The sequence below is a fragment of the Streptomyces soli genome (genome assembly GCF_003999195.1).
Lineage (GTDB): Bacteria > Actinomycetota > Actinomycetes > Streptomycetales > Streptomycetaceae > Actinacidiphila > Actinacidiphila soli.
In genome coordinates, this window is record NZ_RJVR01000086.1 from 15,799 (window position 1) to 36,372 (window position 20,574).

12 protein-coding genes and 2 pseudogenes are annotated in these 20,574 nt (G+C 67.3%); 10 read left to right on the forward strand and 4 right to left on the reverse strand.

The annotated features are described in order from the left end of the window. Nucleotides 1-301 precede the first annotated feature (301 nt). Together EFK10_RS07015 and EFK10_RS07020 are read left to right on the forward strand one after the other, a co-directional pair. Entirely contained in the window at nucleotides 302-3,640 is a 3,339-nt protein-coding gene (locus EFK10_RS07015) for a S8 family serine peptidase (RefSeq protein ID WP_164835868.1), read from the forward strand. Between the two features lie 245 nt (nucleotides 3,641-3,885). Next, nucleotides 3,886-7,239: a S8 family serine peptidase gene (locus tag EFK10_RS07020; protein ID WP_206305336.1), complete on the forward strand. Its 3,354-nt coding sequence runs from the start codon at nucleotides 3,886-3,888 to the stop codon at nucleotides 7,237-7,239. Nucleotides 7,240-7,301: 62 nt separating this feature from the next. Here EFK10_RS07020 and EFK10_RS07025 read toward each other — a convergent pair. Both EFK10_RS07025 and EFK10_RS07030 read right to left on the reverse strand, forming a co-directional pair. Then, nucleotides 7,302-7,787 (reverse strand): annotated as a pseudogene (locus EFK10_RS07025) (D-alanyl-D-alanine carboxypeptidase family protein); the annotation flags it as partial. A gap of 24 nt (nucleotides 7,788-7,811) precedes the next feature. Further along, the gene (locus tag EFK10_RS07030; RefSeq protein WP_240677046.1) at nucleotides 7,812-8,573 is read right to left on the reverse strand and encodes a peptidoglycan recognition protein family protein; all 762 of its coding nucleotides are present in this window, start codon (nucleotides 8,571-8,573) and stop codon (nucleotides 7,812-7,814) included. 391 nt (nucleotides 8,574-8,964) lie between these two features. Here EFK10_RS07030 and EFK10_RS48475 point away from each other — a divergent pair, with 391 nt between their 5' ends. Further along, nucleotides 8,965-9,525 carry a hypothetical protein gene (locus tag EFK10_RS48475; protein ID WP_206305337.1) on the forward strand — a complete coding sequence of 187 codons (561 nt, stop codon included), beginning with the start codon at nucleotides 8,965-8,967 and terminating at the stop codon, nucleotides 9,523-9,525. 351 nt (nucleotides 9,526-9,876) lie between these two features. Here EFK10_RS48475 and dnaE read toward each other — a convergent pair whose 3' ends face one another. Further along, nucleotides 9,877-13,425: a DNA polymerase III subunit alpha gene (gene dnaE / locus EFK10_RS07045; RefSeq protein ID WP_127354883.1), complete on the reverse strand. Its 3,549-nt coding sequence runs from the start codon at nucleotides 13,423-13,425 to the stop codon at nucleotides 9,877-9,879. 292 nt (nucleotides 13,426-13,717) lie between these two features. On the opposite strand from dnaE, the gene EFK10_RS07050 reads away from it, so the two are divergent. The 7 genes and pseudogenes from EFK10_RS07050 (at nucleotide 13,718) to EFK10_RS07080 (ending at nucleotide 18,835) form a co-directional block, all read left to right on the forward strand. Continuing rightward, nucleotides 13,718-14,155 (forward strand): apurinic/apyrimidinic endonuclease family protein, encoded by a 438-nt coding sequence (locus EFK10_RS07050; RefSeq protein ID WP_127354884.1) that lies wholly within the window; start codon nucleotides 13,718-13,720, stop codon nucleotides 14,153-14,155. Nucleotides 14,156-14,341: 186 nt separating this feature from the next. Then, a pseudogene (locus EFK10_RS07055) lies at nucleotides 14,342-14,612 on the forward strand (IS30 family transposase); the annotation flags it as partial. Between the two features lie 558 nt (nucleotides 14,613-15,170). Next, complete coding sequence (locus tag EFK10_RS07060) at nucleotides 15,171-16,814, forward strand: sensor histidine kinase (protein ID WP_240677047.1); 1,644 nt, start codon at nucleotides 15,171-15,173, stop codon at nucleotides 16,812-16,814. Nucleotides 16,815-16,852: 38 nt separating this feature from the next. Next, a complete protein-coding gene (locus EFK10_RS07065) occupies nucleotides 16,853-17,287 on the forward strand; it encodes a roadblock/LC7 domain-containing protein (protein WP_127354886.1) in 435 nt (144 codons plus the stop codon). Nucleotides 17,288-17,289: 2 nt separating this feature from the next. After that, nucleotides 17,290-17,661, forward strand: coding sequence for a DUF742 domain-containing protein (locus tag EFK10_RS07070; RefSeq protein WP_127354891.1), 372 nt, complete (start codon nucleotides 17,290-17,292; stop codon nucleotides 17,659-17,661). Then, nucleotides 17,639-18,220: a GTP-binding protein gene (locus tag EFK10_RS07075; protein ID WP_127354887.1), complete on the forward strand. Its 582-nt coding sequence runs from the start codon at nucleotides 17,639-17,641 to the stop codon at nucleotides 18,218-18,220. The genes EFK10_RS07070 and EFK10_RS07075 overlap by 23 nt, the downstream gene beginning before the upstream one ends. Before the next feature lie 36 nt (nucleotides 18,221-18,256). Then, nucleotides 18,257-18,835: a GAF domain-containing protein gene (locus EFK10_RS07080; RefSeq protein ID WP_127354888.1), complete on the forward strand. Its 579-nt coding sequence runs from the start codon at nucleotides 18,257-18,259 to the stop codon at nucleotides 18,833-18,835. Nucleotides 18,836-18,838: 3 nt separating this feature from the next. On the opposite strand, the gene EFK10_RS07085 is transcribed toward EFK10_RS07080, so the two are convergent. Then, nucleotides 18,839-20,053: an acyl-CoA dehydrogenase family protein gene (locus EFK10_RS07085; RefSeq protein WP_127354889.1), complete on the reverse strand. Its 1,215-nt coding sequence runs from the start codon at nucleotides 20,051-20,053 to the stop codon at nucleotides 18,839-18,841. Between the last annotated feature and the right edge of the window lie 521 nt (nucleotides 20,054-20,574).

The window sequence follows — 20,574 nt, forward strand, 5'->3', positions numbered from 1 at the left end:
TGACCATCCAGATTCTCCGTCCAGCCAACATGGCAGCAGCGATAGGTGAAGCGCTTCGATACCAGACCGTGGACCGGTCCGGAGCAGGTGTCCAGAGGGATAGTCGAAGCGCTTCAACGCCTGCTCACACGCCGTCCTTGACGGGTTGTTGACAGAGTGACTATTGAGAATCTTAAAAAATGATTACATACTAGGTATGTAATCGGGGGTTTTGTGGGGGGATCGCTCGTGGGGGAACACAACGTGCGCGCGTCTCAGCACGGGACCCTCGTGTCTTCAGACGACGACACCAGGGGAAAAGTTGTACGCAGGCTGGAGAAAGGCGCGCGCGATTGCGCTCGCGACGGGGGTAGCGGCGGCACTCATCGCCTCCGCGGCCATCACGCCCGCAGAGGCGGCATCCGCCCCCAAGACCGCCGACGCGGTCCAGACCGGCAAGCAGTCCAAGGCCACCTGGATCACCCTGATCACCGGCGACCGGGTCGCGGTCGACGGCAAGGGCAAGGTGCTGGGCGTCCAGCGCGCCAAGGGCCGCGAGAACGTGGTCATTTCGACCCGCAAGATCGACGGCCACACCTACGTGATCCCGCAGGACGCGGCCCGGCTGATAGCCACCGGCAAGGTGGACCGCCGGCTGTTCGACGTGACCACGCAGAGCCGCGCGGAGTACCGCAAGGCGCAGAGCCACGGCCTCGGCTACATCGTGTCGTACAAGGGCAGCACGCCGGCCGCCAAGGCCGAGCTGCACGACGCCGACGGCACCGAGGTGACGCACACCTACACGAAGCTCAACACTGAGGCTGTCACCGCCGAGAAGCAGGACACCGCCTCCGTCTGGGCGGCACTGACCAACCCGCCGACCGGCGACAGCCCGTACGCGACGGCCGAGTCGGGCCTGAAGACGGTGTGGCTGGACGCGGTTCAGAAGGCCGCCGACATCGACTGGAGCCGGTCGCAGATCGGCGCGCCGACGGCGTGGGCCAGGACGCCGAGCCTCGACGGTACCGGCGTGAAGATCGCCATCCTCGACACCGGCATCTACAAGTCGCACGCCGACCTCAACGGCACCAAGGTCGCGGCGGAGAAGAACTTCTCCGACGCCTCGTCCACGACCGACAAGTTCGGTCACGGCACCCACGTCGCCTCCATCGCGGCCGGCACCGGCGCCAAGAACAGCGCCTACAAGGGTGTCGCCCCGGGCGCGCAGCTGCTCAACGGCAAGGTGCTGGACGACAGCGGCTACGGCCAGGACTCCTGGATCCTGGCCGGCCTGCAATGGGCCGCCCAGTCCGGCGCCAAGATCGCCAACCTGAGCCTCGGCGGCACCGACACCCCCGGCACCGATGTGCTGGAGTCGGCCGTCAACACGCTGTCCGACCAGTACGGCACGCTGTTCGTGATCGCCGCCGGCAACGAGGGCAGCGCGGCGGGCACGGTCGGCTCCCCCGGCAGTGCGGACGCCGCGCTCACGGTCGGCGCCGTCGACAAGAACAGCGCGCTGGCCGACTTCTCCTCGCGAGGTCCGCGCGTGGGCGACGCCGCGATCAAGCCCGATCTCACCGCCCCCGGCGTGGACATCACCGCGGCCGCCGCGCCCGGCTCGGTCATCGACCAGGAGGTCGGTGAGAACCCGGCGGGTTACCTGACCATCTCCGGTACGTCGATGGCCACCCCGCACGTCGCGGGTGCCGCCGCCATCCTCGCCCAGGAGCACCCGACCTGGACCGGCCAGCAGATCAAGGCCGCCCTGGTCTCCTCGACCACGGACAGCGGCTTCGGTTACACCGTCTTCCAGCAGGGCACCGGCCAGGTCGACCTCACCAAGGCGATCGACCAGACCGTCACCGCCGACTCGTCGCTGAGCTTCCCCACCGCCCAGTGGCCGCACCAGGACGACACGGCCGAGCCCAAGACCTTGACGTACACCAACACCGGTGACACGGACGTCACTCTCGACCTGGCGCTCAGCGGCAAGAACCCCAACGGCGGCGACCTGCCCGCCGGCTTCTTCACGCTGTCGGCCAGCACGGTCACCGTCCCGGCGGCGGCCACTGACGGCACCCCGGGCACCGCGAGCGTGAACGTCACCGCCGACCCCACCAAGGGTTCGGTCATCGGCGCTTACAGCGCGTACATCACCGGCACCTCCGCCGCCGGCCAGACGGTTCGCACCGCCGCCGGCATCACGCGTGAGGAAGAGTCGTACACCCTGACCCTCAAGCACCTGGACCGGACCGGCGCCGCCGCGGCGACCTACGACACCTGGGTCATGGGCCAAAACGGCAACATCGCGGACGAGGTCTACGAGGCCGACGGCACCGTCGAACTGCGCCTGCCCAAGGGCACCTACGGCCTGGACAGCCTCATCTACAGCGCCACCGGTTCCACGCTCAACAGCGCGGACATCATCGTCCAGCCGGTGATCGACCTGACCGCCGACAAGACGCTGACGCTCGACGCCCGCAGCACCTTGCCGGTCTCGGTCACGGTGCCGGACAGCGCGGCCAAGCAGACCAGCGGCACGCTCGTTTACGACACAAACAACGGCACCGGCGCCTACGGCGGCTGGACCCTGCCCAGCTTCAAGAACGTCCGCACCCGGTACAACGGCGCCGCGCTGTCCTCCTCCGCGTTCCTCGCGAACGTCAGCAGCACCTGGAAGACGACCACGAAGGAGTACAACACCTCCGCCGACCGCACGAAGTCCTTCTTCACCGGTTACAGCCACGCGACGAAGTCCGCCGATCTCGCGAGGATCACGACGAAGGTCGGCTCCGTCAAGAGCGGCACCTACGGCATCCTCCTCACGTACAACGACTGGGGCGTCGGCGGGCCGGCCACCCTCACCACGAGCACGCTGGGCTTCACGCGCTCGGTCTACGTCACGGCCAAGACCTCCACGTGGGGTCAGACCTTCGCCCAGACGTCGAAGAACCTGGCGACGATCAATTCGATCAGCGGCATCGACAACAAGACGTTCACGGCGGGCAAGACCTACACCCGCTCCTTCAACACCGGCGTCTTCGGCCCGGTGGTGAACACCAACAACGGCATCTACCGCCTCGGCGACAACCTCATCGCCTACTTCGGCCTCTTCTCGGACGCCCAGAGCCATGACGGCACCTACTCCTACGACTCGGCGACGACCTCGCTCTACCGCAACGGCACCAGGTTGAAGACCTACAACGGCTCGGTCGACGAGGTCGCCTTCACGGTGCCCGCGACGAAGTCGAGCTACAAGCTCATCACCTCGGTCTCCCGCAGCAGTTACGCGGCCGTGAGCAGCAAGATCGTCTCCAGCTGGACCTTCTCGTCCACGAAGACGGACTACGCCAAGCTGGCGGCCTCGACCGTCCGGTTCAGCCCCTCGCTGTCCCTGACCAACAGCTCCAAGGCCAGCACCTCGGTCAAGATCCCGGTCACGGTTCAGGGCTCGGCCGCGGGCAAGAACCTCAAGTCGCTGTCGGTGTACTACTCCTTCGACGGCGGCAAGAAGTGGACCAAGGTCACCGTCAAGAGCGGCAAGATCACGGTCAAGAACCCCAAAGCGGGCAAGTACGTCTCGCTGAAGGCCAACGCCACCGCCAAGAACGGCAGCACGGTCAGCGAGCAGCTGATCAACGCCTATCTCACCAAGTAACCGCTGGTAGGCAGTGACAGCGAGCGGCCCCGGACCTTCGAAGGTCCGGGGCCGCTCTTCTGTTGCGTAAGTGGCCTGATTTGAACGCCCGTTCCTGAAGTTGCTCTTGTGAATTTTAAAAAATGATTACATACTCAGTATGCAATCGGGGGTTCGGTGGGGGATCGCTCGTGGGGGAAACAATCGCGTAAGCGCGCCTCAACACAGGCTCCCGTGTGTCCAGACGACGACACCAGGGGAATCAGTTGCACGCAGGATGGAAAAAGGCGCGCGCTGTCGCGCTCGCAGCGGGGGTCGCAGCCGCGCTGACCGCCGGCGCCGTGTCACCCGCGGGGGCGACGGTCGAGCAGACGACCGTCAAGGACCAGCTCACCGCTACAGGCCTCAAGGGCGACGCCAAGACGTGGATCACCCTCATCACCGGTGACCGTATCGGCGTCAACGCCAAGGGCAAGCCCGTCGCGCTCAAGCGCGCAAAGGGCCGCGAGGGCATACCCGTCCAGGTTCAGACCCTGGACGGGCACACGTACGCGATACCGCTGGACGCCGCCCGGCTGATCCAGAAGGGCCGCGTCGACCGCAGGCTGTTCGACATCACCACCCTGAGCCGCGCCGAGTACCGCAAGGCGCAGGCCAAGAGTCTCGGCTACATCGTCACGTACAAGGGCAGCAAGCCTGCCGCGCAGGCCGAGTTGCACGCGGCCGCCGGCACCGAGGTCACCCACACCTACAAGCGGCTCGACGGCGAGGCGGTGACCACGCCCACGAGCGACGCCGCCGCGGTCTGGAAGGCGCTGACCAACGAGCCGAAGAACGGCACGCCGTACGCGACCGCCGAGTCGGGCCTCAAGACGGTCTGGCTGAACGCGCTGCAGAAGGCCGCCGCGGACGACGTCAGCACCAACATGAAGCAGATCAACGCGCCGACCGCCTGGGCCGCAGGCTACGACGGCACCGGCGTGAAGATCGCCATCCTCGACACCGGTGTCGACAAGGCCCACGAGGACCTGGCCGGCCGGGTCGCGGACGAGAAGAACTTCTCGGCCGCCGACAATGTCGACGACCACTTCGGCCACGGCACCCACGTCGCGTCCATCGCGGCCGGCACCGGGGTGAAGTCCGCCGGCAAGTACAAGGGCGTCGCTTCGGGCGCGCAGCTGCTCAACGGCAAGGTCCTGGACGACAACGGCTACGGCGACGACGCCGGCATCATCGCGGGCCTGGAGTGGGCCGCGGCGTCCGGTGCCAAGATCGCCAACCTGAGCCTCGGCGGCATGGACACCCCGGGTGTCGACCCGATCGAGGAAGCGGTCAACAAGCTCTCCGCCGACACCGGCACGCTCTTCGTCATCGCCGCCGGCAACTCGGGCAGCGCCGCCGGCACGGTCGGTTCCCCGGGCAGCGCGGACGCCGCGCTCACCGTGGGCGCGGTCGACTCCAGCGACGCCCTCGCCGACTTCTCCTCGCGCGGCCCGCGCGTGGGCGACGGTGCGATCAAGCCGGATGTCACGGCCCCCGGCGTCGACATCACCGCCGCCGCGGCCCCCGGCTCGGTCATCGACGGCGAGGTCGGCGAGAACCCTCCCGGCTACCTGACGATCTCCGGTACGTCGATGGCCACCCCGCATGTCGCGGGCTCCGCCGCGCTGCTGGCCCAGGAGCACCCGAGCTGGACCGGGCAGCAGATCAAGGCCGCCCTCACCGGCTCCACGACCCCGGGCAAGTACAACCCGTTCGAGCAGGGCTCGGGCCGGATCGACCTCAGCAAGGCGATCAAGCAGACCGTGGTCGCCGACCCGGTCTCGCTGAGCTTCGGCACCGCCGCGTGGCCGCACCAGGACGACCCGAAGGTGACCAAGCCCGTCACCTACAGCAACACCGGCTCCGCGGACGTCACCCTCGACCTGACGGCCACCGCCACGGGTCCCAAGGGCGACGCCGCCCCTGACGGCTTCTTCACCCTGAGCACCAACAAGGTCACCGTCCCGGCCGGCGGCACCGCCACCGCCGACGTGACCGTCGACACCACCCTCGGCGGCGACGTCGACGGCGCCTACAGCGCGTACATCGTGGCCACGGCCGCCGACGGCCAGACCGTCCGCACCGCCGCCGCCGTGACCCGCGAGGTGGAGTCGTACAACGTCACGATCAAGCACCTCGACCGTGCCGGCAACGCGACCGCGAACTACGACGACATCATCCAGAGCCTCGTCGGTGACACCGCCGGCAGCTACTACACCCCCTACGACCCGAGCGGCACCGTCACCGTCCGCGTACCCAAGGGCCGTTACCTGCTGAGCACCGACGTCTTCGCCGGCGACGGCACCAGCTGGCAGGGCGCCGACTGGATCAACCAGCCGAACCTCACTGTCTCCGGCGACACCACCATCACCGTCGACGCCCGCACCGCCAAGCCGATCGACCTCACCGTCCCGGACAGCTCGGCCGTCTCCCAGTTCGCCTCCCCGGAGTTCTCGGTCCAGGTGGGCGACAGTTTCGGCACCACCTTCGGCTGGTGGCTGGACTCGTACAAGGGCTTCCGCTCGGCGCACCTCGGCCCGGCCACCGCCGCCGGTGAGCTGCACGAGACGTACGCGGGCACCTGGACCCACGGCAGCACCGAGTACAACCTGGCGTACGGCCGCAGCAAGACCAAGCTCGCGACCGGCTTCACCAAGCACGCCAAGGCCTCCGACCTCGCCAAGGTCAACGTCAAGCTCGGCGCCTCGGCGAAGAACAAGACCGGCCTGCTGTTCGCCATGGCGGACACCGGTGGCTTCGGCAGCTCGGGCATCGCCTTCGACCGCAAGCTGCCGACCAGCTACAAGCTGTACGTCAACGGCGGCAGCTCGGTGAAGTGGTCCTTCGAGTTCGTGCAGATCGACAGCAGCAGCAACAACTTCGAGGCCGACTACTCCACCGGCAACTCCACCCTCCAGGGTGGCAAGACCTACGCCAAGACCTTCAACGTGGGCGTCTTCGGCCCGAAGGTCGACAGCACCTACGGTCTGTTCCGTGACGGCAACCAGATCTACGGTTACCTCCCGCTGCTCGCCGACGGCTCCGGCCGGGTCGGCAGCACGACGTACGACAAGGCCAGCACCACCCTCTACCGCAACGGCGCGAAGGTCGGCTCCAACACCGACCCGGTGACCGGTGAGCCCTTCACCGTCACGGCCGCCAAGGCGAACTACAAGCTCACCACCTCGCTCACCCGCAGCGGGGTCGCGGGCGTCACCACCAAGGTGACCGCCGCCTGGACCTTCAGCTCCACGAAGACCTCCAAGCTGGTCAAGCTCCCGGCCTCGGCGGTGAAGTTCAGCCCCTCGCTGACCACCGCCAGCACCTCCAAGGCCAAGGCCTCGGTCAAGGTCCCGGTCACGGTCCTCGGCTCCGCCGCCGGCCGGAACCTCAAGTCCCTGAAGGTGTACGTGTCCTTCGACGGCGGCAAGCACTGGACGAAGCTCACCGTCAAGAGCGGCAAGGTGACGGTGAAGAACCCCAAGGCCGGCAAGGGTGTCTCCCTCAAGGCCAACGTCACCGACAAGAAGGGCAACACCCTCTCCCAGGTGATCTACAACGCCTACCTGACCAAGTAGCGCGCAAGTGGGCGGCCCCGGACCTGACCCAGGTCCGGGGCCGCCCGTCGTTCGGCGAAGGCTCAGTCCTTCTGCGCGGCAGCCGGCAGCGAGCGCAGCCGCATGGTGCTCGCGCTGGTGCTCGAAGAGCCGGTGCGGAAGGCGTAGTCCAGCATCCTGGCCGCGTCCGTGTAGCGCTTGGCGCTGGTGGAGCTGTGCAGCAGGACGCCCACGACGGTCCGGCCGTTCCGCTTCGCGGCGAAGATCAGGCAGGGCCCGGCGGACGTCCCGGTGCCGGTCTTGATGCCGATGGCGCCGTCGTAGGAGCCGAGCAGCTGGTTGGTGTTGTACCAGGTGTACGTACGGCCGTTGGTGGCCTTCTGCACGGTCTTCTGGGCCTTCACGACCGTACGGAGCGTCGTGTACGAGATCGCCTTGGCCGCCAGCTTGGCGGCGTCGCGCGGGGTCGTGTAGGTGTTGCCGTTGGCCGATATTCCGTCGAACGAGTCGTACTTGGTCCGGGTCATGCCGAACTTGGCGGCCCTGAGGTTCATCTTCTTGATGAACGACGGATAGCCGCGTTTGATCAGCGATCAGCGATCAGCGATCAGCGATCGGCGCCGCGTCGCCCGCTTGGCCGCCGCCTCGCGCACCGCGGGCAGCCGCGAGTACATCGTCCCGCCCGGGCATCCGGTCCTCATCCAGTCGCGGTGCCCGGCGAGCGTCGTCACTTCGCGCGTCGCCTTGCTGACAGGGTTGGTGTACGTCATCCTCGCCCTCGGGTCCAGCCCGTGGAACCGGCACATCGCCGCCACCAGCCGCACCAGTGACGCCTCGGCCGCGTCGGTCGGGGGCCGGTCCGTCAGCGTCGCCAGCAGGGCGATCCCCAGGTTGCCCGAGTTGAAGCCCTCCACATGGAAGCCCGTGACCACCCTGCCCTGGCGGTCGTGCGCGGGCAGTCCGTCGTCCCCCGACCAGCGGCCCTCGTAGATCCGGCCGGACTCGTCGATCAGGAAGTGGTAGCCGATGTCGCCCCAGTCGTTGCTGACGGCATGGTGCTCGTAGATCGCCCGCACCGTCGCCGCCGGGTCCGGATCGTCGTTCGCCGTATCCGTGTGGTGCACCGTCAGCGCCTGCGCCTGGCAATACAGCGCCGGCGAGTTCTCGGCCCCGTCCGCCTTGAACCGCTTCTGCTCGTCCGCCCCCCACGCCGCCCGCGACACGTACTCCACGTCGTACGCCGCCGCAGCCGCCGCCGGCGGCGCGAAAGCCGCCCCGGCCGCCACGGCTCCCGCTGCGGCCAGCACTCCCCGGCGGGTCAGCTGGGACGGAGTGGGTCGCGTGGGATTCGACATGAGCCCACCATAGGAAGACCACCCATGGCGGATCGGGCAAATCACCGTAATATCACCCATATGGTTGCGATCCTCACCTCCGGCGGGACGCTGAACGTGAACCTCCGCATTTCCCCTTCGGAAGGGGTGAGTACCGTGCGCATGCTCCTCAACGCGCAGCTCGACACCGAGACCGCCAAGCAGCCGGCGCACAAGCGACACGTCGGTCTCGACCCCGTCGGCGTGCATCTTGCCGTTGCCCATGAGTGCCCCCCGAAAATAACCGGGCCACGGCGACGGCCTGTTCTTCGTCGGCCTCGAAGGCAACGGCACCATCTACGCCTACGCGCTCGACCAGACCAGCGGTGGATTCACCCGGGTCGCCACGATCTCGAGCGGGTTCCCCAGCGTGATGGACCTGCAATTTGACCCCGAGACGAACCACCTCTGGGCGGTGTGCGACGACACCTGCAGCGGCTGCACCGCGACCCTCGACCTCGACGCCGGCGGGAAGTTCGCCGTCACCAACGTGTACGAGCGGCCGGGCTCGATGCCCAACCTCAACAACGAGGGGTTCGCGATCGCACCGCAGTCGGAGTGCGTGGACGGCCACAAGCCTGTCTTCTGGTCCGACGACAACAACGACGATGGGCACGCGCTGCGCAGCGGAATGATCAACTGCACGGTGGTCGACCTCGACGCGGACAACGACGGCGTCAACGACGACGTGGACGTGACGTTCCCGCCGGGTACCTCGCAGGCGGCCGACCCGACCAACGAGACGTTCTCGGACGAGCTCGCCGGCGGCACCACGTCGGGCAGGATCCTGAGCCGCAACGGCCGCACGCTCACGGTCTCCGACGCCCACAACCCCTCAGGGGTACTGGTCAACGTCGGTGCCGGCTCCGCCCCGGCGCAGTTCCAGTTGGAGCTGCACCTTGGACGCGGCGGCCGCGACCAACAGCCTGCCTAACCGCCGTGGGCGCGGTTCGATGGTCATTCGATCTCAATGGGCCCGATGCCCAGGTCCTCACGCATAAGGCCGTGCATCTGGGCCATGGCCGCGCGACGTTGTGCGATAAGGGGCGCGTCCTCAGCGGAGCCGACAGCCACCCCCCCGGGCGTAGGCGTCGCGTATCCGGCGCAGGCTGTGAAACGCCTCATTCCCGGCCGCCACGACCTGCGGCGGCCCCACGAGCCAGAGACGTTCGCTCGCCGTATATATGCCGGTTCCGCGAAAGGCTTCCCGCACGGCCGTGTCACGCGCCGACTCGGACATGTGACGCAATTCCAGCGCGTCGAACAATCCCTTCGTCCGGCTCGCTCACGCAACGCCCACCCACGTCTCGGCACCGAAGCTGCCCTTGATGTCGGAGGCGATGGTTTCGTGGTTGACCAGGAATCCCAGCTCGTACACGGTCGTCGTCTCCGGGCCCCGGACGCGCACGCGGATGGGGCTTTCACCCGGGTGTGCGCGCAGGATGCGCTTCAGCTCGTCGATGGCCGGCTGATTGACCTTGTGGGAGCGCATGAACAGCTGCACGGGGGGCTTTCCGCCGTGCTCGGCGGACGAGATGTCCAGCTCCATCAGCTCCTGGCCGGCGATGTTGATCGTGCCGTCACGATCGTTGATGCGTCCGGTGACCGCGACCACAGTGTCCTCGATCAGCGCATGTTGCACGAGCTGGTAAGAGGCGGGGAAGAAGCACACTTCCATCGTTGCATCGCGGTCGGCGAGGTGAACGATGGCCCAGGCGTTGCCCTGCTTCGTCATCCGCCGCTCCACAGCGGTGATCAGTCCGGCCAGCTTGACGACACCCTGGGTCTGTCCGGAGGCGACCAGGTCAGAAATGGCGGTGTCGCGGTTGCGGGCGAGGATGTGTTCGGCTCCGTCGAGGGGGTGGGCGGAGACGTACAGGCCCAGCATTTCCCGCTCGGTCGACAGGAGTGCCTTACGCGGCCACTCGTCTTCGCTGATCTTGAAGTCCAGTCCGAAGGTGGTCCCGCCGCCGTCACCGCCGGCCCCGAAGAGGTCGTCTTGCCCGTACGCTTCGGCCTTCTTCACCGGGATGATCGCGTCAATGGCTTCGTCATGGGCAAGGGATAGTCCCTTGCGGGTGTGTCCGAGCGAGTCGAACGCGCCGGCCTTGATCAGGGAATCGACGGCCCGCTTGTTGAGCGCGGTGATCTCCGACTTGTCGAGGAAGTCCGGGAAACTGGTGTACTTGCCTTTGGACTTGCGGCTCGCGACGAGCGCGTCGATGACGTTCGTACCGACATTGCGAACGGACTTCAGACCGAACCGCACGTCCTCCCCGACCGCGGTGAAGTCCGCGACGGACTCGTTCACGTCCGGGGGCAGTACATTGACGCCCATCTTGCGGGCGTCGGCGAGGTAGACGGCCGCCTTGTCCTTGTCGTCATCGACCGAGGTGAGCAGCGCGGCCATGTACTCGGCGGGGTGGTTCGCCTTCAGGTAGGCGGTCCAGTACGAGACGAGTCCGTATCCGGCGGTGTGGGACTTGTTGAAGGCGTAGCCGGAGAAGGGGAGCATGACGTCCCACAGGGCCTTGATGGCCTCTTCGCTGTAGCCGTTGGCCTGCATGCCGCCATGGAACTTCTCCCACTCGGCGGCCAGCACCTCGGGCTTCTTCTTACCCATGGCGCGGCGCAGCAGGTCGGCGCCGCCGAGGCTGTAGCCGGCCAGTTCCCGGGCGATGGCCATGATCTGCTCTTGGTAGACGAGGAGGTGGAACGTGGTGCCCAGGATCGGCTCGAGCGCGTCGCGCAGCTCGGGGTGGATCGCCTCGACCTCTTGGCGGCCGTTCTTGCGGTGCGCGTAGTTGGTGTGCGCGTTGGCGGCCATCGGGCCCGGACGGTACAGGGCGAGGACGGCTGCGATGTCCTCGAATCGGGTGGGTTCCATCAGCTTCAGCAGTGCCCGCATGGGGCCGCCGTCGAGCTGGAAGACCCCCAGGGTGTCGCCGCGGGCCAGCAGTTCGTAGGTGGTGGTGTCGTCGAGGGGGATGGTCTCGGTGGCGAGTTCGACGCCGCGGTTGGCTTTCACGATCTTGAGGGCGTGATGGATGATGCCCAGGTTCCTCAGCCCCAGGAAGTCCATCTTGATCAGACCCATGTTTTCGCAACTTGGGTAGTCGAATCCCGTGATGATCACGCCGTCTTTGTCGCGGCGGTGCATGGGGATCAGGTCCAGCAGGGGTGTCTTGGACAGGATCACCGCAGCGGCGTGTACGCCGGTACCGCGCACCAGGCCCTCGATGCCCTGGGCGGTGTCGATGATCTTCTTTACGTCCGGCTCGTTCTCGTACATCTGCCGGATTTCGCCCGCCTCGCCGTAGCGGGGATGGCTGGGGTCGAACATGCCGGAGAGCGGGACGCCCTTGCCCATCACGTCCGGCGGCATGGCCTTGGTGAGGCGGTCACCCATCGCGAAGGGGTACCCGAGAACGCGGGAGGAGTCCTTGACGGCGGCCTTGGCCTTGATGGTGCCGAAGGTGTTGACCTGGGCGGTGTACTCCGCCCCGTACTTTTCGGTGACGTAGCGCACCATCCGGTCGCGCTGACGGTCGTCGAAGTCAAGGTCGACATCGGGCGGGTTGATGCGCTCGGGGTTGAGGAACCGCTCGAACAGCAAGCCGTGCTCCAGCGGGCACAGCTCAGTGATACGAGTGGCGTAGGCGACGATCGAACCGGTCGCGGATCCACGGCCGGGGCCGACCGGCACGTCGTTGTCACGCGCGTACTTACAGATGTCGGCGACGACGAGGAAGTAGCTGGAGAACCCCATCGGACCGATGACCTTCATCTCGGTCTCGAAGCGATCCATGACCGCGTCCGGGATGGGGTCGCCGTAGCGCATGGCGAGCCCCTTGAGACACTCCTTGCGCAGCCACGATTCCTGGGTCTCGCCCTCGGGCACGTCGAACTGCGGCATCTGGTCGACTTCGGCGAAGACCTCGTCGTACGGCTGGATCCGCTCGGCGATCAGCAGCGTGTTGTCGCACGCCTCGGGCAGTTCCGAGAACAGCTCCCGCATCTCCGTCGCAGACTTGATGTAATAGCCGGTCCCGTTGAACCGGAACCGGTTCTCATCAGCCTTGTTCCTGCCGACGCCGATACACAGCAGGGTGTCGTGCGCGTCTGCCTCGTCCTCGTGCACATAGTGGGAGTCGTTGGTCGCCAGTGGCGGGATGCCGAGCTGCTTGGCGATCCGCATCAGGTCTTCGCGGACGCTCCGCTCAAGGTCGAGCCCGTGATCCATGAGCTCCAGGAAGTAGTTGTCCTTCCCAAAGATGTCCTGGTACTCGGAGGCGGCTCTCAGAGCCTCGTCGAACTGGCCGAGCCGGATCCGGGTCTGCACCTCACCCGACGGGCAGCCCGTAGTCGCGATGATCCCGTCGGCGTACTCGGCGATCAGCTCCTTGTCCATCCGGGGCTTGCCGTAGAAGCCCTCGAAGCTGGCGAGCGAGGAAAGCCGGAAAAGGTTCCGCAGGCCCTGCGCGTGCTCGGCCCACATCGTCATGTGGGTGAAGCGGCCACCGCCGCTCACGTCCTTACTGCCCTCACCGTCGTCGGAGACGGCCCGCTGCCCACCAGGCCCCCAGAACTCCGGCTTCCGGTTGCGCCGGTGCGAGGGCGCCACGTACGCCTCGATGCCGATGATCGGCTTGACCGGGCTCTTCTTCGCCACCTGGAAAAACTCGTACGCGCCGAACATGTTGCCGTGGTCCGACATGGCCACGGCCGGCATCCCCTCCTCCGCGATCTTGGAGAAGAGAATGGGCAGTTTCTGCGCGCCGTCAAGAAGCGAGAACTGGGTGTGATTGTGCAGGTGGACGAAGCTGTCAACCACCGGGCAGGCCTCCGCGTCAGGTCATCGGGAAGCCTCCACACTATCCCTCGATCGCCCCCGGAGGAGGCCCCTACGGTCATGCGTCGGTGTGATCAAAAACAGGGCGAAACGATGACCTCGGAAAGCCACGAAGCGTATCCGAAACCTCACGCCAAGCCCTGCGATACTCCGGGGCGTCCCGCTACCTGCCCGGCGACCCCGCCGCTACCGTCGTCACTGACCTGCTGGACAAGCTGGCGTCGGCCAGCGAATGCTCGACGGCCGCCAGGACGCCGTCTCCTTGAGGAGGCTGATGCAGCCATGGTGTGCGAGGAGGCTCGCTGCCGAGCACCAGCTGGCGTACGTGATCTTCTGCAAGGGGGCGCGGGTGGGGGCGTGGGCGGAGTCGGCGGCGCTGGCCAAGAGCGCCGTGGCCTACAACTCGGGCACCCTGAACCGGGCCCGGGAGGCCGGCGTGAAGTTCATGCAGGTCTTCGGCGGCCGAGCGCACCCCCGGCGGGCTACCGCCTGTACGGCGAGGAATCCGCGGACCGGCCGGGGCTCATCGGTGCGGCCAAGTACCTGGGCCTGCGCGACCAACTCCGGGGCGAGTGCGGAGGGCACGATGATCGCTGTCGTACGGAGGTCGCCGGCGCCCAGAAATGTGTTTTTTCAGAAATCGCCGCTGCCAGGTGTGACATTTCTGGGCCCGGCGCCGCTGGAGTGGATGGACGCGCTGCCCAGGCAGTGACCGTCCTTCGCCCCGGCCCTGAACCGTGGGCGAGTTCCTGTCCCGGTCTGGCGTTCCCGTGGGGGGAAATGCCGGTCGGGGCAGGGCCGCATCCTGGTGCGACATATGGCGGCCCCGGTCATCCGCCTCCCCCGTGGCGGACGACCGGGGCTTCGTGCGGTGTGGCGCAGGCTCTCGACTGAGCCCGCGCTACGCCGCGACTTCCCGACTGTCTGGAGATGCCACGTGGTCCAGGAGACGATCTACCAGGACCTCTACGTCCAGGGCCGCGGGGAACTGCCCAGGCTCTGCGCACGGGACGCGTCCGCCGCAAACCTCACCGCCAGGCAGCCGCCCGCCGGCCCCGCGTTGCCTCCCCATGGTCATGATCAGCGATTGGCCCGCAGAAGCGCAGGATCGGACCGTGCCCGGCCCCAGGGAAGGCGACTTGACCATCTGCAAAGACAGACCCGGCGCGCGACTGCTGCGGCCGCCGAGATCACCCTTTCGAGTGAATATACGTCGGGTGATCATGTCGTCACATGAGCAGTCCGTGATCATTTCGGAGTCGAGGTCGCCGACGCCTGAGCTGTCCCTTGTCGGCCGAGGCGGGCCTGCCGCGCCGTACCGAGTCACTGGTCGCGCCTGCCGCGTCCGACGCTCCGACGCCCCAATGGTCAGCGGCAAGTTGCCCCCGATGATGCCAAAACTGGTGCCCAACTATACTGTCGTACCAGGATGTTGATCATCGTCGGGCAGACTGTTCGTAGTCTGTGCCGATGGCGGATCATATGCGTGCCCCAAGCTTCAACTGTCCCAATGCGGTGACGCACAACCAACTACGGTGCAGTGTGCGTCGCCAGCCGGTCCCCATGTACCGAGGACGCTGATGTCTGAACTCTCCTCACCTGACGCGCACACTGTTCGCCGGGACGGCAGACGGCACGGGAGGCGCAGGCCCCCCGCCCGCAGCACCCACATCAAGGGCGGCATACGGGTCCGCCACCTGTGGATCTCTGTACTTCCCGCAGCCGTCATGGCACTGCTGGGCGCTGCCACGGTGGCCTACCTGGTCGTCGCGAACCCATCCGACGGCACTACGCGCCTGGTGCTGGCCGCAGCCGTGGCCGGGTGCGCGGTCATCCTGTTCGCAGCCGTCCGTGGAGCCGGCGCCGCCACCGGGTGGGTGCACGGCCGTCTTGGCGCCCTGCGGTCCTCGAGCGCCCGCGGTCAGGAGGAGCTGCAGCGGCTGGTCGAACAGGTGCAGAACGGCGAACGCCCCGCGCGGCGCAGTCCGGAAGCGCTGCCTGAAGACGGCGACGTTTTCACACTCGTGGCGCACGACCTGCACCAGGCTCAGCACGCGGCTGAAACTGCCGTCGTCCAGGCATCAAGCCTTACGCCCGGTGGTGGATCCGACCAGCGGGTGGAGGTGTTCGTCAACCTCGCCCGACGGCTCCAGTCCCTGGTGCACCGGGAGATCCAGCTGCTTGACGAGCTCGAGAACCAGGTGGAAGATCCCGATCTCCTCAAGGGTCTGTTCTACGTCGACCACCTTGCCACCCGCACCCGCCGCCATGCGGAGAACCTCGCGGTGCTCGGCGGCGCCGTCTCGCGGCGCCAGTGGAGTCGGCCGGTGACGTTGACCGAGGTGCTGCGCTCGGCCATCGCCGAGGTTGAGCAGTACTCGCGAGTCAAACTGGTGCCGCCGATCGAGGGCACCTTGCGCGGCCACGCCGTCGCCGACGTCATCCACCTGGTCGCCGAGCTCGTCGAGAACGCCACCATGTTCTCCGCTCCCCACACCAATGTGCTGCTGCGCGCCCAGAACGTCACTGCGGGCCTGGCCATCGAGGTCGAGGACCGCGGCCTGGGCATGCCGCACGCGGACCAGCAGCAGATGAACGGCCTGCTCGCCGACCCCGACCGGGTCGACATCGACGAGTTGCTGCACGACGGCCGTATCGGACTGTACGTGGTCTCGGCCCTCGCCCGTCGGCACGGCGTCGTGGTGAAGCTGCAGAGCAATATCTACGGCGGTATCCAGGCCGTCGTCGTGCTGCCCCAGGGACTGCTCGGCGCCGCATCCCAGGAACGCGCGCCAAAGCAGCAGACGCAAGCACAACGGACGGGGCAACCGGCACAGTTGGCGCCGCCACAGGGCGTGGCCCACACCTCGGCAGCGATCCCGGCTCCTCGGCCGCACCCCGCTCCCGCTCCGCTCCCGGCGGAGGTGCCGCTCCCAGCCGTCGGCCACAGCAACGGCAGCGGACGTAAGCCGACGTCCGCCGCCCGGCACGGTTCGGACAGCGCCCCGTACGGGCCGCCGGCAGCGGCACCGGGGAGCCGGGAGCCGGCCTTGCCCGCACGGGAGTCCGGCGCGCAGCCCGGCGTAGGAAAATCTGCGCCCGGGCCGGTGCCGCCGGTCCCGGCAGCTCCCGCCGGTGATGTGACCACCCACCACCGCACTGCCCATGGCGTGCGCCCGCAACTGCCGCAGCGCCGCGGGCAGACTCACCTGGCGCCTCAGCTGCGCGATACCCCTGCCGTCTTGCGCGACGAACCGGTCGTCGGCCACGATCCAGGCCTGATGGCCGCCTTCCAGCGGGGCATCAGCCTCGCGGATGCCGCGGCTGATGAGGAAGCTGGTCCGTCGGGCCGTCCCGACGCCGCAAGCTGACCATGCGTCCCCCTTCCCCCAAGGAGAATTTACCCATCATGGTGAGCGATGTCCCCCAGGGCCAGCCATCCGATCTTGCCTGGCTGCTGAGCGGCCTGGTCCAGCGCGTTCCCCATACCCGAAGCGCCGCGCTGCTGTCCTCTGACGGGCTGGTCAAGGCCGTCCACGGCCTGGATCTCGACAGCGCCGACCAGTTGGCCGCAGTCGCCTCCGGATTGTTTTCGCTCGGGCGCAGTGTCGGAGCCCACTTCGGGGGCGGTGAGGGGGTCCGGCAGGTGGTGGTGGAACTGGATGCCACCCTGCTGTTCGTCTCGACGGCCGGCTCTGGCACCGTGCTGGCCGTGCTGGCCGCCCGGGAGGCCGACGCGGGTGTCCTCGGGTACGAGATGGGGCAGCTGGTCAAGAGCGTCCGTCCGTACCTGATCACGCCGGCGCGGCACGCGACCTTCGCTCCCGGCAACGCGGCCCGGTGACCATGACGGTTCCGCAGGACGGGCCGTGGCTCGATGATGACGCGGGGCGTCTTGTGCGCCCGTACACGGTGAGCAACGGGCGCACCCGCCCCACGGTGGTGCTGGATCTGCTGTCCATGGTGAAGGCCACCGGCCGGGTGCCCGAGGCACATCTGGACCCGGACCACGCCCGGGCCCTCGGCCTGTGTTACGACCCGACCTCGGTGGCGGAGGTTGCGGCGCATCTGCGGCTGCCTGTTGTCGTCACCAAGGTCTTGCTGGCCGATCTTGCCGACTGCGGAGCAGTGACCACACGAACTCCCGGCCCTGCAGCCGATCCCGCCGACCGATCCGTACTGGAGACAGTGCTCAATGGCCTACAACGACTCCTCTGAGTCACTTCCCACCGCCCTCAAAGTCCTGATCGCGGGCGGATTCGGCGTCGGCAAGACCACCTTCGTCAGCGCGGTAAGTGAAATCCAGCCCCTCAGTACCGAGGAGCTCCTCACCTCGGCCAGCGTCCGCACCGACAGCCTGACGGGAGTGGAGAACAAGTCCACCACCACGGTGGCTATGGACTTCGGCCGCATCACCCTCGACCCCCAGCACGTGCTGTACCTGTTCGGCACCCCCGGCCAGGAGCGCTTCTGGTTCATGTGGGACGAGCTGTCCAACGGCGCACTGGGCGCGGTCGTCCTGGCCGACACCCGCCGCCTGGAGGACTGCTTCGCTGCCGTCGACTTCTTCGAACTCCGCGGCATCGATTTCCTCGTGGCGGTCAACGAGTTCGATGGCGCCTTCCACTACGAGCCCGATGAGGTGCGGGCCGCCCTCGGGCTGAAGCCACACGTGCCGGTCGTGCTGTGCGACGCCCGTCACAGCCACTCCGCCACCTCGGTGCTGGCATCCCTCATACAACACCTGCTCGCCGCCACCACGTCCTACTCGGCGTAGACCCGCCCCCCAGACCTGCCAGATACGGAGCCCGTCATGACCTATGACCCCGCAGGCCACCAGCTGTTGACCCCCATGGACCGTGAAGCGCCGCAGCGAGTGGTGCGGCTGCAGGAACTCGGCCTGGGGGAAAGCCCGGACCCGGAGTTCGACGAATTCGCCCGCAAGCTCGCCCAAACCACCGGCGCCCCCTACGCGATGGTCAACTTCATCAGTGAGACCCGCCAGTACTTTGCCGGCCTGTACACCCCCTCCGGTACGCAGGCCGACTCCGACCTCGGCTCCGCGGCGGCGGCTGCGGCCGCCACCGTGGAGCCGGGCCGGGAGATGGACCGTGACCACGGTTACTGCCCGCATGTCGTGGTCCGGCGCAAGGCCCTGGTGCTGGAGGACGTCTGCGACTACCCGCGGTTCGCCGGCAATCCGGTAGTCGACGAGATCGGCATCCGTTCCTACATGGGGGCCCCGTTGATCGACCACACGGGCACGGCTCTCGGCACGATCTGTGTCGTGGACATCGAGCCGCGCCCCTGGGGCCGTCCCGGGCTGGAAACCATCAAGTCGATGGCCGCTGAGCTGATGGAGCGGATCCACCAGCGCGAAGGACGCCTGTAATAGTCAGGACCCGACGCCGGCAAAGGCCTCGGACTCCGTCCGTACGAGGTCGGCGAGCCGCTCCGACCACTGCCCCTTCGACGTGCCCAGCGCCACCTCCCCGAGGCGGAGCAGTTGCACGTCGGAGGTGCCGGCTGGGGCGAAGATGTGGTGCGCGTCGCGCAGGAACCGTTCGACCGGCCGGTCGGTAAAGAGCCCGCAGGCGGCGTGTATCTCCATCGCGTTGCGCGCCGAATCCAGGGCTGACTCGACGTTGACCAGCTTGGCGTTCATCAGCTCCGCATCGCACGGCAGGCCGTTGTCCAGTAGATGCACCGCGTGGTAGGCGGCCAGCCGAGCGGTCATCAGCCGGGACTGTATCTGGCCCAGCTTCAGCTTGATCGACGGGACTTCGTGCAGCGGCTTGCCATAGCGTTGCCGCGCGATGGAGAACGCCGTGGTCTCCTCCAGGATCGCCTGGTGGATGCCAAGGGAGACCGCGGTCAGGTTTGCCCTGCCGTACAGGACGCTGGAGGAGTACGCGACGGGCAGTCCGTCGCCCTCCGCACCAAGCAGGTTGGAGGCGGGGACCCGGCAATTGTCGAAAATGAGCTCGCCGAAGCTGAAGCCGTGCAGGCCCATGGCGGGTTGCTGCGGTCCGAGGGAAAAGCCGGGCCGGTCGGACTCGACCAGGAACGCTGACAGGCCCCTCGAGCCTGGCCCGGTGCGGACCACGACGCCGTGCAGGTCCCCCACGTGGCTGTTGCCGACGTACACCTTGCTGCCGTTGAGAAGGTAATCGTCCCCGTCGCGCACCGCGCTCGCCGTCATGCCCAGCACATGGCCTCCGGCCTCGGCCTCGGTGACGGCTATGGTCGGCAAGCAGTCGCCGGAGGCGATCGCCGGCAGCCAGGTGTCCTTCTGCTCCACATTGCCGAAGTGCACGATTTTGGCCACGCCGAGCTGGGATGCCTGCACCATTGCACCCATCGCGCCACTGACCCTTGACAGTTCTTCGATGATGATCGTCTTCGCAAGGTGCCCCAGGCCCATCCCGCCGTACTCCCGGCCGATCGTGACGCCGATCCAGCCCTGGCGGGCGATCAGCCGGGACAGCTCGTGCTGGACGGACCGGGTCGCCTCCATCTCCGGTATTCGGGGTCTGACCTCTGATTCCGCGAAGGTGCGGACCTCTTCCCGTAGACGCTCATGACGCTTCGTAGTGAAATAGCCGTCCATGTGGAGACCTCCTCGCAAATCGCCTGTCCGCCGGGATCGGCGCACAGGTGGTGCGGCCGCCCCCGCCCCGTCCCCGGACAAGCCGACTAATTCATGGTCAATACTTCACTCGCAAGGTACAAGATCGCTCAGGGGGTTTGGCCGGAACTCGACCTGTTGATTTATGGCGGAACCTGTGCCTCCGCAGATGGTGGGGTAGCGGCGGCCTGGTGGACTTTGATGGAGTAGTCGTCGCCCCCAACCCCCTCCGAAACTGCGGGGCAAGGGGAACGCCGCCGCCGATCTCATCCTCGTGGGTCTCTCCGAAACAGGACGCCTAACTGATCCAGGCGGCTGTACAGCAGCGAAGTACAGCAACCACTACGACCGCAGCCGACCGCAGCCGACCCCAGGCGACCGGCTGACCAGCCGTAGAGACCTCAGCGCAAGCATTCAGGGGCTAATCGGAGCGTGATGGTGACGGCTGTGTGTGACGCTGTGTGAGGTTGCTGCTCTGGTGTGGTTGGATCAGGCCGTGCCTG